The 13,391-nt window shown below is 74.0% G+C and carries 16 protein-coding genes and 2 tRNA genes; 11 read left to right on the top strand and 7 right to left on the bottom strand.

The features are described 5' to 3' along the window. The first annotated feature begins 30 nt into the window (after positions 1-30). Positions 31-759: an SDR family NAD(P)-dependent oxidoreductase gene (locus tag BX286_RS10675; protein WP_079425901.1), complete on the top strand. Its 729-nt coding sequence runs from the start codon at positions 31-33 to the stop codon at positions 757-759. After that, positions 756-1,715 carry an alpha/beta hydrolase gene (locus tag BX286_RS10670; protein WP_121017611.1) on the top strand — a complete coding sequence of 320 codons (960 nt, stop codon included), beginning with the start codon at positions 756-758 and terminating at the stop codon, positions 1,713-1,715. Before BX286_RS10675 ends, BX286_RS10670 begins: the two co-directional genes overlap by 4 nt. Here the strand turns inward: BX286_RS10670 and BX286_RS10665 are convergent. Further along, positions 1,678-1,751: transfer RNA gene (locus tag BX286_RS10665), tRNA-Ser, on the bottom strand. The genes BX286_RS10670 and BX286_RS10665 overlap by 38 nt on opposite strands. A 99-nt stretch (positions 1,752-1,850) precedes the next feature. Between BX286_RS10665 and BX286_RS10660 the strand changes: the two genes are divergently transcribed. Further along, positions 1,851-2,291 carry an iron chaperone gene (locus BX286_RS10660; protein WP_121014901.1) on the top strand — a complete coding sequence of 147 codons (441 nt, stop codon included), beginning with the start codon at positions 1,851-1,853 and terminating at the stop codon, positions 2,289-2,291. 62 nt (positions 2,292-2,353) lie between these two features. On the opposite strand, the gene BX286_RS10655 is transcribed toward BX286_RS10660, so the two are convergent. Further along, positions 2,354-2,428 (bottom strand) — tRNA-Ala (locus BX286_RS10655). A gap of 67 nt (positions 2,429-2,495) precedes the next feature. Here BX286_RS10655 and BX286_RS10650 point away from each other — a divergent pair. The 3 genes from BX286_RS10650 (at position 2,496) to BX286_RS10640 (ending at position 4,084) form a co-directional block, all read left to right on the top strand. Further along, complete coding sequence (locus tag BX286_RS10650) at positions 2,496-2,834, top strand: hypothetical protein (protein WP_079425895.1); 339 nt, start codon at positions 2,496-2,498, stop codon at positions 2,832-2,834. Between the two features lie 42 nt (positions 2,835-2,876). After that, positions 2,877-3,233: a hypothetical protein gene (locus tag BX286_RS10645; protein ID WP_079425893.1), complete on the top strand. Its 357-nt coding sequence runs from the start codon at positions 2,877-2,879 to the stop codon at positions 3,231-3,233. Positions 3,234-3,358: 125 nt separating this feature from the next. Beyond that, the gene (locus BX286_RS10640) at positions 3,359-4,084 is read left to right on the top strand and encodes a class I SAM-dependent methyltransferase (protein WP_121014900.1); all 726 of its coding nucleotides are present in this window, start codon (positions 3,359-3,361) and stop codon (positions 4,082-4,084) included. Here the strand turns inward: BX286_RS10640 and BX286_RS10635 are convergent. Both BX286_RS10635 and BX286_RS10630 read right to left on the bottom strand, forming a co-directional pair. After that, positions 4,051-5,094 carry an acyl-CoA dehydrogenase family protein gene (locus BX286_RS10635; RefSeq protein WP_121014899.1) on the bottom strand — a complete coding sequence of 348 codons (1,044 nt, stop codon included), beginning with the start codon at positions 5,092-5,094 and terminating at the stop codon, positions 4,051-4,053. The two genes, BX286_RS10640 and BX286_RS10635, sit on opposite strands and share 34 nt — an antisense overlap. Beyond that, positions 5,094-6,239, bottom strand: a complete 1,146-nt coding sequence (locus tag BX286_RS10630; RefSeq protein ID WP_121014898.1) for an acyl-CoA dehydrogenase family protein — start codon at positions 6,237-6,239, stop codon at positions 5,094-5,096. Before BX286_RS10630 ends, BX286_RS10635 begins: the two co-directional genes overlap by 1 nt. 63 nt (positions 6,240-6,302) lie before the next feature. On the opposite strand from BX286_RS10630, the gene BX286_RS10625 reads away from it, so the two are divergent. The 5 genes from BX286_RS10625 to BX286_RS10605 all read left to right on the top strand — a co-directional run bounded on the left by BX286_RS10625 (position 6,303) and on the right by BX286_RS10605 (position 11,187). Beyond that, a complete protein-coding gene (locus BX286_RS10625; protein WP_121014897.1) occupies positions 6,303-7,109 on the top strand; it encodes an SDR family oxidoreductase in 807 nt (268 codons plus the stop codon). 20 nt (positions 7,110-7,129) lie between these two features. After that, complete coding sequence (locus tag BX286_RS10620; protein WP_079425882.1) at positions 7,130-7,768, top strand: TetR/AcrR family transcriptional regulator; 639 nt, start codon at positions 7,130-7,132, stop codon at positions 7,766-7,768. A 29-nt stretch (positions 7,769-7,797) separates the two neighbouring features. Further along, complete coding sequence (locus BX286_RS10615) at positions 7,798-8,955, top strand: acetyl-CoA C-acetyltransferase (protein ID WP_121014896.1); 1,158 nt, start codon at positions 7,798-7,800, stop codon at positions 8,953-8,955. A 235-nt stretch (positions 8,956-9,190) separates the two neighbouring features. Next, a complete protein-coding gene (locus tag BX286_RS10610; RefSeq protein ID WP_079425878.1) occupies positions 9,191-9,394 on the top strand; it encodes a cold-shock protein in 204 nt (67 codons plus the stop codon). Between the two features lie 101 nt (positions 9,395-9,495). Then, entirely contained in the window at positions 9,496-11,187 is a 1,692-nt protein-coding gene (locus tag BX286_RS10605; protein ID WP_079425876.1) for a DEAD/DEAH box helicase, read from the top strand. 142 nt (positions 11,188-11,329) lie between these two features. Here the strand turns inward: BX286_RS10605 and BX286_RS37430 are convergent, their stop codons facing one another. Genes BX286_RS37430 through BX286_RS10595 form a run of 3 tightly spaced genes read right to left on the bottom strand, consistent with a single transcriptional unit; the run spans position 11,330 to position 13,391 of the window. Continuing rightward, positions 11,330-11,767 carry a tyrosine-protein phosphatase gene (locus BX286_RS37430; RefSeq protein WP_261993396.1) on the bottom strand — a complete coding sequence of 146 codons (438 nt, stop codon included), beginning with the start codon at positions 11,765-11,767 and terminating at the stop codon, positions 11,330-11,332. After that, on the bottom strand, positions 11,740-12,264 hold the full coding sequence (locus BX286_RS37425; protein WP_261993395.1) for a tyrosine-protein phosphatase: 525 nt from the start codon (positions 12,262-12,264) through the stop codon (positions 11,740-11,742). The genes BX286_RS37430 and BX286_RS37425 overlap by 28 nt, the downstream gene beginning before the upstream one ends. A gap of 29 nt (positions 12,265-12,293) precedes the next feature. Next, on the bottom strand, positions 12,294-13,391 hold the full coding sequence (locus tag BX286_RS10595; RefSeq protein WP_121014895.1) for a nitronate monooxygenase family protein: 1,098 nt from the start codon (positions 13,389-13,391) through the stop codon (positions 12,294-12,296).

Below are 13,391 nucleotides of genomic sequence, written 5' to 3'. Positions count from 1 at the left end.
GTCAACTCCTGCTGTTCGTAAGGAGGAAACGTGATCTCGCTGGACGGGAAGGTCGTCGTCGTCACCGGTGCCGGGCGCGGTCAGGGCGCCGAAGAGGCCAGGCTGTGCGCACGGGCCGGGGCGCGGGTCGTCGTGACGGACGTGCGGGAGGAGGAGGGCCGGGCGGTCGCGGCGGAACTGGGCGAGCGGGGGCTGTTCGTACGCCACGACGTGGCCGACGCCGGCAGCTGGGCGGGGGTGGTCCGGGAGGCGGTGGCCGCCTTCGGGACGGTGTCGGCGCTGGTCAACAACGCCGCGCTGTGGCGCACCGCGCACGTCGAGGAGCAGAGCGCGGAGGGCTTCGAGGAGTTGCTGCGGGTCAACCTGCTGGGGCCGTTCCTCGGGATCCAGGCGGTGGCGCCGGTGCTGCGGGCGGGCGGCGGCGGCTCGATCGTGAACGTCTCCTCCACCGCCGGACTGGTCGGCATCCCGGGCCACGCGGCGTACGGGTCCACGAAGTTCGGCCTGCGCGGGCTGACCCGCTCGGCGGCGCTGGACCTGGCCGGTGACGGGATCCGGGTCAACTCGGTGCACCCGGGCGCCATCGACACGCCCATGGTGGCCGGAGCGGTCGAGGGGCGGGACTGGTCGCACGTGCCGCTGGGGCGGATGGGGCGCGCGGGGGAGGTGGGGGAGCTGGTGCTGTTCCTGTGCTCGGAGGCCTCCTCGTACGTCACGGGCGCGGAGTTCGTGGTCGACGGGGGGATGACGGCGCGATGAGCGGGGGCCGGGTGAAGGGGGACCCGCTGGCGCCGGACGCGCGGCGGCTGTGCGGGGCCATGGCGGCGGCCTTCCCGGGGCCCGGGGACGTGGCGGCCCTGCGGGCGGCGGTGGCGGCCGGGACGGAGCGGCCGGGTGCGCGGGGGCCGGAGGTGGCCTCCGTGCGGGACACCGAGGCCTGCGGGGTGCCGGTGCGGGTGTACGACCCGGCGCCGGGGGAGCGCGGGCGGGTGCTCGTGGTGTACCTGCACGGCGGCGGCTGGGTGATGTGCGGGATCGACACGCACGACGCCCTGTGCCGTGAGCTGGCCGCGGCCTCGGGGGCGGTGGTGGTCTCGGCCGGCTACCGGCTGGCCCCGGAGCACCCCTGGCCGGCGGCGGCCGACGACGCGCTGGCGGTGCTGCTGTGGGCGCGGGCCGGGGCGGACCGGCTGGGCTGTGACCCGGGGCGGGTGGTGGTGGCCGGGGACTCCAGCGGGGGCAACCTGGCGGCCGTCACCGCGCTGCGGGCGCCGGAGCTGGTCGCGGGGCAGCTGCTGGTGTACCCGCCGCTGGACGCCTCGATGGGCTCCGAGTCGGTGTCGGTGTACGGGCGCGGGTACTTCCACACCGCCGCGCACATGGCCTGGTACTGGGACCAGTACGGCGGCGACCCCGCCCACCCGCACGTCTCGCCGCTGCGGGCGCCGGACCTGTCCGTGCTGCCGCGCACGCTGATCGTCCTCGCCGACTGCGACCTGCTGCGGGACGAGGGGCTCGCCTACGCGCGCCGGCTGGGGGAGGCAGGGGTGGACTGCGAGGTCCGGCTCCACCCGGGGGTCTTCCACGGCTTCCTCGGCCTGCCGCTGCCAGCCGCGGCTGCGGCCCGGGCGGGGGCGGCGGCGTGGGTGGCGGCGACGGAGAGGCGGGGCTCGGGGGACGGGGCGGCCGGATTCGAACCGGCGTCCTCCTCCTGAGCAAGGAAGCGCAACGACCTCTGTGCTACGGCCCCGTCCTTGCCGGTCATCCTAGGCGCCGGGCCGTTGTCAGTGGGCGGGGCTATGGTCGTTCTCAGGTCGGCACATCCAGATCGTCTACGGGGGAGATCTGTCATGAGCAGCACGCACGAGGGGTTCTCGGCCGAGGAACGGGCCGCGATGAAGGACCACGCGCAGGAACTGAAGACGGCCGCGCGCCGCGGCTCGCGCGCGGACAAGGAGGCGGCGGCGGTCAGGGACGTCCTGGCGAAGATCGCCGAGATGCAGGACGCGGACCGGATCATCGCCGAGCGGGTCCACGCGGTCGTCACGGCGAGCGCCCCGGCCCTCGCGCCCAAGCTCTGGTACGGGATGCCCGCGTACGCGCTGGACGGGAAGGTCCTCTGCTTCTTCCAGAGCGCGGAGAAGTTCAAGGCGCGGTACGCGACCCTCGGCTTCAGCGACGCGGCGCGGCTGGACGAAGGCCCGATGTGGGCGGCCGGCTTCGCACTGACCGAGGTGACGGCCGAGGTGGAGGAGCGGATAGCCGAGCTGGTGAAGCGGGCGGTCGGCTGATCGCGGCCCGCAGCCCGCGGCCAGGGCTCGCGGCCTGCGGCTCCCGGCGGGAGAGTCAGGGGGGCGGGGCGGCCGGATTCGAACCGGCGTCCTCCTCCATGCTGTGTAGGCGCACTGCCTCTGTGCTACGACCCCGCCCTTGTGTTCGATCTTAATCGGTCCGGGGGCGACTCCGCACCGGGTTATTCGCGGCATGATGTGTCCATGCCTGGATTCCTCCTGCGCAACTTCCTGCTCCTCGCCGTGGAGTTCGGGGCCGCCGCGCTGCTGCGCGATCCCGGGACACCGTGGATACCCGTGCTGCTGGCGGTGTTCGTGGCCGGCTCGGCCGTGCCGCACGGCACCGAGGCGGAGTTCGGGGCGCGGTTCCTCGTCGCGCTCACCGCGGTGGGGGTGGCCCGGGCCGGGGCCACGGCCTGGGAGGGGCACGGCGTCGTGGTTTCGATCGGGCTCGGGCTGCTGTTGCTGGTCCAGACGGCAGCGCTGCTACGGCTCTCGCTGCGGAGCCGACGCCGCCCGGCGCGCCGGCGCGGCCGCCGCTGAATCCGGTGGCCGGGCGGTCCCACGCCCCCTAGGGTCGCCCGCATGTCCAGCACCGCACAGCCCACCACCACCCTCTGGCGCCCCACCGGCCCCGTCGAACTCGACCTGGTCCGCGCCCTCGACTGGCGTGCCTGGCCGCCCCGGCTGCCGGAGCAGCCGATCTTCTATCCGGTGCTGAACGAGGACTACGCGGTCCGGATCGCCCGCGACTGGAACGTCAAGCACGATGGCGCGGGCTTCGTGACGCGCTTCGAGGTGGACTCGGCGTTCCTGGAGCGGTACCCGGTCCAGCGGGCGGGCGGCGAGACGATCCTGGAGCTGTGGGTGCCGGCCGGGGAGCTGGAGGAGTTCAACGCGCACATCGTGGGCCGGATCGAGGTGGTGCGGGAGTTCCGCTGAGGGGGCATGCCGCGAGCGCCGCCGCGTGCGGCGGCGTCGCGGCTGCGAGGCCGGCGGCCGGGTCCGGGCCCACGGCGCCGGATATCCGATCGTCAGCAGCCGCGGTCGGCGGAAAGAATGACGGGATGACGACTCGTGCCAGGTCCTTCGATACCGCCGCCGCCCTCTACCACGCCTCCCGCCCCGGGTACCCCGACGCGCTGTTCGACGCCGTCGAAGAGCTCGCCGGGGCCGGCCTGCGCGGGGCCCGGGTGGCCGACGTGGGCGCCGGGACCGGGATCGCCAGTGCCCTGCTGCACGCGCGCGGGGCGCGCGTGCTCGCGGTGGAGCCCGGTGACGGCATGGCCGCCGAGTTCCGCCGTGCGCACCCCGGGATCCCGATCGTGCGCGGTGACGGCGACCGCCTCCCCCTGGCCTCCGGCTCCCTCGACTTCCTGACCTACGCCCAGGCCTGGCACTGGACCGACCCGGCCCGTTCCGTCCCCGAGGCGCGCCGCGTGCTGCGCCCGGGCGGGGCCCTCGCGCTCTGGTGGAACGACCTGGACCTGTCCGTCCCCTGGATCGCCGAGCAGGACGAGCGGATCGCCAAGCTCTTCGGCGCCCCCGCCGGCCTCCAGCCGCGGGAGGACCCGGAGGAGCTGGGCCTCACCACCCGTGAGGTCCGCTGGTCGCGCCGGATCCCGCTCGACGCGCACCTCGCCAACCTCTCCAGCCACTCGGCCTTCCTCCTCCTCGGGGAGCCCGGCACCCGGGAGTTCACCGGGGCCGAGCGGGAGCGGCTGCTGGAGCTCTTCCCCGACGGGACGGTCGAGGAGTCCTACGTGGTCACCCTGCGCGTGGCCGTCGTCTGAGGCAGGCTGCGGATCACGTCCGCCCGGCACTGCGAGGGCCCGCCCCAGGCGTCGCGCAGCGGCCGGGCCTTGCGCAGCCACAGGGACAGGTCCAGCTCCTCGGTGTAGCCGACGGCGCCGTGCAGCTGGAGGGCCGTGCGGGCGGCCGCGTACGCCGCCTCGCCGGCGGTCAGCTTCGCCGCCGCGACGTCCCCGTCCGACAGGGACAGTGCGGCCGCCCACAGCAGCGGCCGGGCGAACTCCAGGTCCAGCAGGGTGTCCGCCAGCCGGTGCTTGACGGCCTGGAAGCTGCCGATCGGCGCCCCGAACTGGGTGCGCTGCTTCACGTACTCCACCGTGCGAGCCAGCAGTGCCTCGCCGAGGCCCAGGCACTGGGCCGCCGTCAGCAGCCGCGCCCACCGTGCGGCCGTGTCGGCGGCGGCCGACACCGCCGGACCGGCCGCCAGCAGCTCCCCGCCCGCCGCCGGAACCCCGAGCCCGCGCGCGGGATCCAGGGAGCCCAGTCGCTCCTCCCACCCCGGGGCCAGCCACAGCTCCGCCGACTCCGACGCCGACGCCGGAGCCGCCCCCGTCACCCTGAAGCAATACCCCGCCGCGTCCGCGTCCAGGGCGTACGGGGAGCCGCCCGGCAGGGTCAGGGTGGCCAGGGTGTCGCCCGTGAGGAGGCCCGGGAGGAAGCGTTTCGCCGGAGCCTCCTCCCCGTGCCCGGCCAGCTCCCCCAGCAGCACCACCGCCGCGGCCGTCTCCACCGCCGGCCCCGCCACCCCCGCCCGCCCCAGCTCCACGAAGCCCAGCGCCAGCTCCACCGGCAGCGGCCCCAGCCCCTCGTACGCCTCCGGCGCGGCCAGCGCGCACAGCCCCGTACCGGCGAGCCGGGACCACAGGGCCAGCCCGGGCCCGTGGTCCCCGGCCGCCCAGGCCCGCACCGTCGCCGGGACCTGCGCCGCGCCCAGCAGGGAGCGCAGGGTGCGGGCGAACTCCGACTGTTCCCCGGTCGGCAGGAAGCGCATCAGCGGCGGCCCTTCGGAAGGCCGAGCAGCCGCTCGGCGATGATGTCGCGCTGGATCTCGTTCGTCCCCGCGTAGATCGGACCGGCCAGCGAGAACACCCACGGCTCGGCCCACGGCCCCTGCGCCAGCTCCGCGTCCGGGCCCAGCAGGTCCAGGGCGGTCTCGTGGAGGGCGATGTCGTACTGCGACCAGAACACCTTGTTCAGGCTGGACTCGGCGCCGATCTCCCCGCCCGCCGCGAAGCGGGTGGCCCCGGCCCAGGTGAACAGCTCGTAGGCGCGTGCCCCCACCACCGCGTCCGCGACCCGGTCGCGCAGTGCGGTGTCCGCGGGGTCCCCCTGCTCCCGCCACAGGGCGGCCAGCCGGCCGGCGGCGGCCAGGAACCGGCCGGGGGAGCGCAGGGTCAGCCCGCGCTCGTTGCCGGTCGCCGACATCGCGATCCGCCAGCCCTGCCCGGGCTCCCCGATCACGTCCTCGTCGGGGACGAACACCCGGTCCAGGAAGAGCTCGGCGAAGGCCGGCTTGCCGTCGAGGCGGCCGATGGGCCGTACCGTCACGCCCGGGGCGCGCAGGTCGAACATCAAGTAGGTCAGCCCCTGGTGGGGCTTCGCGGCCCCCGGGTCGCTGCGGAAGATGCCGAAGGCCCGGTCGGCGAAGGCGGCCCGCGAGGACCAGGTCTTCTGCCCCGACAGCAGCCAGCCGCCCTCGGTGCGCTCCGCCCGGGACCTCAGCGAGGCCAGGTCCGACCCCGACTCGGGCTCCGACCAGGCCTGCGCCCAGATCACCTCGCCGCTCGCCATGGACGGCAGCACCCGCGCCCGCTGCCCGGGCGTGGCGTGGTCGAAGAGGGTCGGGGCCAGCAGGCTGATGCCGTTCTGCGAGACCCGGCCGGGGGCGCCCGCCGCCCAGTACTCCTCCTCGAAGACCAGCCACCGCTCGATGTCCGCGCCCCGGCCCCCGTACTCCTCGGGCCAGGACACCGCCGACCAGCGGGCGGCGTGCAGCTGCGCCTCCCACTCCCGGTGCGCCGCGAAGCCCTCCTGCGTCTCCAGTGAGGGCAGGAGGACGTCCGGCACGTGCTCGTGCAGCCAGGCCCGGGCCTCGGCCCGGAAGGCCGCCACCCCGGGGGAGTGGTCGAGATCCATCAGCCGTCCGCCTCCTTCGTGCACACCTTCCCTAACAAGTGTTTGGTAGGTTAACGTACGGCCATGAGCAGCGTCGAGGAGTTCCGCAACGAGGCGCCCGCCTACGTCCCCGCCCACGGTCTGCTGCGCGGCCGCACCGCCGTCATCACGGCCGCGGCCGGAGCCGGGATCGGCGGCGCCACCGCCCGCCGCTTCCTGGAGGAGGGGGCCCGCGTCCTGATCAGCGACGCCCATGCCCGTCGCCTCAAGGAGACCGAGGCCGCCCTCGCCGCCGGGTTCGGCGCGGACCGGATCGCCTCCCTGCCCTGTGACGTCACGGAGGAGGACCAGGTCCGGGCCCTGTTCGCGCACGCCGGGCGGCTCCACGGCGGTCTCGACGTCGTGGTCAACAACGCGGGGCTCGGCGGCACCGCCGACCTCGTCGACATGACCGACGAGCAGTGGACCCGCGTCCTCGACGTCACCCTGAACGGCACCTTCCGCTGCACCCGCGCCGCCCTGCGCGCCCTGAAGGACGCCGGACGCACCGGCGTCATCGTCAACAACGCCTCCGTCATCGGCTGGCGCGCCCAGACCGGCCAGGCCCACTACGCCGCCGCCAAGGCCGGGGTGATGGCCCTGACCCGCTGCGCGGCACTGGAGGCCGCAGCGTTCGGCGTACGGATCAACGCGGTCGCCCCGAGCCTGGCCATGCACCCGCACCTGGTGAAGGTCACCAGCGGGGAACTGCTGGCCGAACTCACCGCCCGCGAGGCCTTCGGCCGGTACGCCGAGCCGTGGGAGGTCGCCAACGTCATCGTCTTCCTGGCCAGCGGCTACTCGTCCTACATGACGGGCGAGACGGTCTCGGTCAGCAGCCAGCACCCCTAGACCCGGACCAGAATGGGCCCGTGCCAACGAACAAGCCGACCGCCGAGCCCGGTGCGAAGAAGAAGCCGCAGGTGACCCCCTCCCCCGAGCGGCGCCGCGAACTCCTCGCCACCGCCGCCGAGGTCTTCGCCGCCCAGGGCTACAACGCCACCACCGTCCGCAAGATCGCCGACGCCGCCGGGATGCTCGCCGGCAGCCTCTACTACCACTTCGATTCCAAGGAATCGATGCTCGACGAGATCCTCTCGGCCTTCCTGAACGAGCTGTGGGACGGCTACGACACCGTCCTCGCCGCCGGTCTCGGCCCCCGGGAGACCATCGAGGCCCTCGTCACCGAGTCCTTCCGGGAGATCGACCGGCACCGCGCCGCCGTCGCGATCTACCAGAAGGAGGCCCGCACCCTCTCCGCGCAGCCCCGCTTCCACTACCTCTCGGACTCGCAGGTGAAGTTCGAGAAGGCGTGGCTGGGGACGCTGGAGCGGGGCGTCGCCGCCCGTGTCTTCCGGGCCGACCTCGACATCCGCCTCACCTACCGCTTCGTGCGCGACACGGTGTGGGTCGCGGCGTCCTGGTACCGGCCGGGCGGACAGCACAGCCCCGAGGAGATCGCCCGCCAGTACCTCTCGATGGTGCTCGACGGGATCGCCGTACGCCCCTAGAACGCCCGCAGCCAGCAGAGGAGCCCCCGATGCCCGAGGCCTACATAGTCGACGCCGTACGCACCCCCGTGGGCCGGCGCGGCGGCGGACTGTCCGGGGTCCACCCCGCCGACCTGGGGGCGCACGTCCTCAAGGCGCTGGTCGAACGGTCCGGCGTGGACCCGGCCGCCGTCGAGGACGTGGTGTTCGGCTGCCTGGACACGGTGGGCCCGCAGGCGGGGGACATCGCACGGACCGCCTGGCTGGCCGCCGGGCTGCCCGAGGACGTCCCCGGGGTCACCGTCGACCGGCAGTGCGGCTCCTCACAGCAGGCCGTGCACTTCGCCGCGCAGGGCGTCCTCTCCGGCACCCAGGACCTGGTCGTCGCGGGCGGCACCCAGAACATGTCGATGATCCCCATCGCCTTCGCCTCCCGCCAGGCGGCCGAACCCCTGGGCCTCACCGAGGGCCCCTACGCCGGCTCGCAGGGCTGGCGCGCCCGGTACGGGGACGCCCCCGTCAACCAGTTCCACGGCGCGCAGCTCATCGCCGAGAAGTGGGGGATCTCCCGGCGGGACATGGAGGAGTTCGCCCTGACCTCCCACCGGCGGGCCGTCCGGGCCATCGACGAGGGCCGCTTCGACCGTGAGACCGTCCCGTACGGGGACGTGACCGTGGACGAGGGGCCGCGCCGCGACACCAGCCTGGAGAAGATGGCGGGCCTCAAGCCGGTGGTCGAGGGCGGCACCATCACGGCCGCCGTCTCCTCCCAGGTCTCCGACGGCGCGGCGGCGATGCTGATCGCCTCCGAGCGGGCGGTTGCGGAACACGGCCTCACCCCCCGTGCCCGCATCCACCACCTGTCGGTGCGCGGCGAGGACCCCATCCGGATGCTGTCCGCCCCGATCCCGGCCACCGCCCACGCGCTGAAGAAGACCGGCCTGACCCTCGACGCCATCGACCTGGTCGAGATCAACGAGGCCTTCGCCCCGGTCGTGCTGGCCTGGCTGAAGGAGACGGGCGCCGACCCCGCCCGGGTGAACGTCAACGGCGGCGCCATAGCCCTGGGTCACCCGCTGGGGGCGACCGGCGTGAAGCTGATGACCACGCTCCTGCACGAACTGGAACGGACCGGCGGCCGCTACGGCCTCCAGACGATGTGCGAGGGCGGCGGCCAGGCCAACGTCACGATCATCGAACGCCTCTGACACGGGGGCGGGACAGGGCCGGGAAGGGGGCGGGACGGGCGGGGTCCGAGGCGCGCGACCCCGCCGGGACGGAAGACAGCAGCGGTATCCCGTCGAGGTGTGCTAGCTTGGTGGCGTTGCAGTTGTGGTACCCATGAACTTTATGTGCGCCTGACGGGAATGCTCCGCGGGCGCTTTTATTGTTTTTGCCGGAATCTCCCGGATGGGGCCCTTGCCGCCTATTCAGGAGATTCAAATGGCACTTGGCACCGTGAAGTGGTTCAACTCGGAAAAGGGCTTCGGCTTCATCGAGCAGGACGGCGGCGGCCCGGACGTCTTCGCCCACTACTCGAACATCGCCACCTCTGGCTTCCGTGAGCTCACCGAGGGCCAGCGCGTGTCCTTCGACGTGACGCAGGGCCAGAAGGGCCCCCAGGCGGAGAACATCATCCCCGCCTAATTTTCCCAGCATGCCGGGGTCCGCACCGCGAGGTGCGGACCCCGGCTTGTCTGCTGTCTCGACCTTTGTTTTACCTGCCGGTTTCAGGAGGGCTTTCTCGCATGACCAGCTCCAGCTCCGCACGACCCAGCCGCCGCCCCACCCGGGGTCGAGGTGCGGCCCAGGGGCGTCCGAAGGCTGGCGCGGGACGGCAGAAGTCCGCTCCTGTCGCCCGGCCCCAGGAATTCACCATGCCCGAACCGAAGACCCCGGCCCTCCCGCCGGTGCCCGCGTTCGAGGACATGGACATGCCCGAGGCGCTGCTGAAGACCCTCGCGGCCCAGGGCGTGACCGAACCGTTCCCCATCCAGGCCGCCACGCTGCCGAACTCCCTCGCCGGCCGTGACCTCCTCGGCCGCGGCCGCACCGGCTCCGGCAAGACCCTCGCCTTCGGCCTGGCCCTCCTCGCCCGCACCAGCGGCCGCCGGGCCCAGCCCAAGGCGCCGCTCGCGCTGGTCCTCGTCCCGACCCGCGAGCTCGCCCAGCAGGTCACCGACGCCCTGACCCCGTACGCCACGGCCGTCAACCTGCGCCTCGCGACCGTCGTCGGCGGCATGTCCCTCAACCGGCAGGCCGGCGCGCTGCGCCGCGGCGCCGAGGTGCTCGTCGCCACCCCCGGCCGCCTCAAGGACCTCATCGACCGCGGTGACGCCGACCTCTCGCAGGTCTCGATCACCGTCCTCGACGAGGCCGACCAGATGACCGACATGGGCTTCATGCCGCAGGTCACCGCCCTGCTCAAGCAGGTCGAGCCCGGCGGCCAGACCATGCTCTTCTCGGCGACCCTCGACAAGAACGTCGACAAACTCGTCAAGATGTTCCTGACCGACCCGGTCGGCCACTCCGTCGACCCGTCGGCCGGCGCGGTCACCACCATGGAGCACCACGTCCTGTACGTCATGGACGAGACCGACAAGAAGGCCGTGGCCACGCGCATAGCCGCTCGTGACGGCCGGGTCATCATGTTCGTCGACACCAAGCGCGGCGTCGACCGCATGGTCAAGAAGCTCCTCGCCGAGGGCGTGCGCGCCTCCGGCCTGCACGGCGGCCGCTCCCAGCCGCAGCGCAACCGCACCCTGGACTGGTTCAAGAGCGGCGAGGTCACCGCGCTGATCGCCACCAACGTGGCCGCGCGCGGCATCCACATCGACGACCTCGACCTGGTCGTCAACATCGACCCGCCCACCGACCACAAGGACTACCTGCACCGCGGCGGCCGCACCGCCCGCGCCGGCGAGTCCGGCAGCGTGGTCACCCTGGTCCTGCCCGACCAGAAGCGGGACATGACCCGCCTGATGTCGGACGCCGGGATCTCCCCGCGCACGGCCCAGATCAAGTCCTCCGACGCGGAACTCGTCCAGCTGACCGGCGCCCGCGAGCCCTCCGGCATCCCCGTCGTCCTGGAGGTCCCCCAGCCGCCCGCGCAGCCCAAGGCGCGCTCCGGTTCCGGTTCCGGCTCGGGCTCCTCGCGCCGCCGCTCGGGCGGCGGCCAGCGCTCCGGCGCTTCCGCGGCCCCCGCCTCCGGCGGCCGCGGCCGCCGCGCCGCCTCCGGCGCGGCGGGCTCCGGCCAGGCCCCCGCCGGCTCCGGGTCGGGCCAGAGCCGCCGCGCCCAGGGCGGCGGCCAGGGCTCCGGCTCCGCCGGCCAGGGCCGGCGTGGTACGGCAGGCTCCGCCTCCGGTGGCGGCGGCGCGGCCGCGGCCTCGGCGCGCAGCCGCGTCGGCACCGGCGGGCAGGGCCGGCGCCGGGCGGTCTGACGCCCGTACCCCTGACACGACGGCGACGGCGCCGGGCGGAACACCGCCCGGCGCCGTCGCGCGTTCCCGGCCCGTCCCGGCCGTGACCCGGTACCGGCCGTTCCCGGCCCTCCCGGCCCGTCCCGGCCGGGACCTTCACGCGTTACCGGACCAGCTTGCCCTGGAGCTTCGACAGCGTCCGCAGGTCCAGGCCCAGACCGTCCGTCAGATACCCGTAGAAGCTGCCGTAGTCGGCCTCCATCCGGGCGGTCGCCGCGTCCAGGTAGTCCTGGCGGACCTCCTGGAGCGGGATCAGCAGGTCCGGGTTCTGCATCCGGCCCGACTGCTTCAGACCCGCGCGCACCTGGGCGTCGTACGCCGCCCGGAAGGTGTTCGAGGCCAGGTAGTCGCTCTCGGCCGTCGCCTGCGGCACGGCCAGCGCGCGCAGCAGGACATAGCTCATCCACCCCGTCCGGTCCTTGCCCGAGGTGCAGTGGTAGAGCAGCGGGCCCTGGGCGCCGTCCGCGATCTCCCGCAGCGTCGCCGCGAACTGCGCCCGGTTCTCGGGGCTCGTCACGAACGTGCGGTAGACGTCCCGCATGTAGGCCTCGGCCCGCCCGCCGCCAGCATCTGCTCCTGCTTGACGGGGTCGCCGCTGGATATCGCGCCGACCAGGGTGGAGTACAGGCCCAGGTCGCTGACCGGGCGGGACGTGGGGGAGAGCCCCGGCGGCAGCCGGTCGGCGCCGTCGTACTGGAGCTCCGTCGGGATGCGGAAATCGACGGCCTTCGTGAGGCCGAGACCGGAGACGGTGGTGATGTCCGCCGCGGTCAGCTTGCTCAGTGCGTCGGAGCGGTAGACCAGCCCCTGGCGGACCTGGCCGCCGGCGTACGTGTAATAACCGCCGATGTCCCGGAGGTTGACGGCTCCCTGGAGCGGGATCTGCCGGATCGCCGGGGACGGCGACTGGAGCTGGTGGTGCCATGCACGGGCCGCGGTTGCCGGAGCCGCCGCCGCGTACGCGGCGGCGGGCAGGGTTCCGAGGACGAGCGCGGCGGCGGTCGCCGCGGTCGCCAGGCGGATGCGGGCACGTCTCATACGGGCGACTCCTGTGACGGAGAAGGGGATCACCCTGGTGGTGGCAGGGTGCCGAGCGGGTGCGGACCGGACGCGTGCAGCCGGTCCAGCACGGTGTGCGCTTCGGCCATGACGCGGTCGACGAGCTCCGCACACGACGGCAGATCCTCGATCACCCCCGCGACCTGGCCCGATGCCATGACACCGAGGTCCGTACGGCCCTCGACCATGGACGCCTTCAGGAGCATCGGGGTGTTCGCGGCGAGCAGGACCTGGCTCCAGGACAGGTCCTTGCCGTGCTTCATCGCCAGGCCGTCGCGCACCATCCGAGACCACGACAGCCCCGACAGCTTCCGGAAGCCCGCGGCGTGCCGCACCGCCCGGGCCAGCGCCCGCGCACGGCCGGCACGCTCCAGGGAGGCCACCAGCTCGGTCCGCAGCATCCGGTGCGGCAGCCCGTCCACCGCCGTGGTGACGGTGACGTCCTTGACGGTCGCCTTCAGGTACTCCGCCTTCACGGCGTCCGGCACCGTCGAATCGGAGGTCAGCAGGAACCGGGTGCCCATGGCGATGCCCGCGGCCCCGTACGCCAGCGCCGCCAACAGCCCCCGCCCGTCACGGAAACCGCCCGCCGCCACCACCGGGATGTCCACGGCGTCGACCACCTGGGGCAGCAGCACCGTCGTGGCCACGTCCCCGGTGTGCCCGCCGCCCTCCCCGCCCTGCACGATCACCGCGTCGGCGCCCCAGGCCGCGACCTTCTCGGCGTGCCGGCGCGCCCCCACCGAGGGGATCACCACCACCCCGGCGTCCTTCAGCCGGGCGATCAGCTCCCGGGACGGGGCCAGCGCGAACGACGCCACCCGCACGCCCTCGTCGATGATCAGCCCGACCCGCTCGGCCGCGTCCCCCGCGTCCGCCCGCAGGTTCACCCCGAACGGGGCGTCCGTGCGCGAGCGCACCTCCTGGACCGCCGCGCGCAGCTGCTCCGTCGTCATCGTCGCCGAGGCCAGGATGCCCAGCGCCCCCGCCTCCGCCGCCGCCGACACCAGCCGCGGGCCGGCCACCCAGCCCATGCCCGTCTGCACGATCGGGTAGCGGACCCCGACCAGCTTGGTGAACGCCGTGTGCCACTCCCGTTCCGCCAT

The sequence above is a fragment of the Streptomyces sp. 3211.6 genome, from assembly GCF_003634815.1.
GTDB classification, from domain to species: Bacteria; Actinomycetota; Actinomycetes; order Streptomycetales; family Streptomycetaceae; genus Streptomyces; species Streptomyces katrae_A.
Note: the sequence above shows the minus strand (reverse complement) of the source record. Positions and strands in the feature narration are given on the sequence as shown.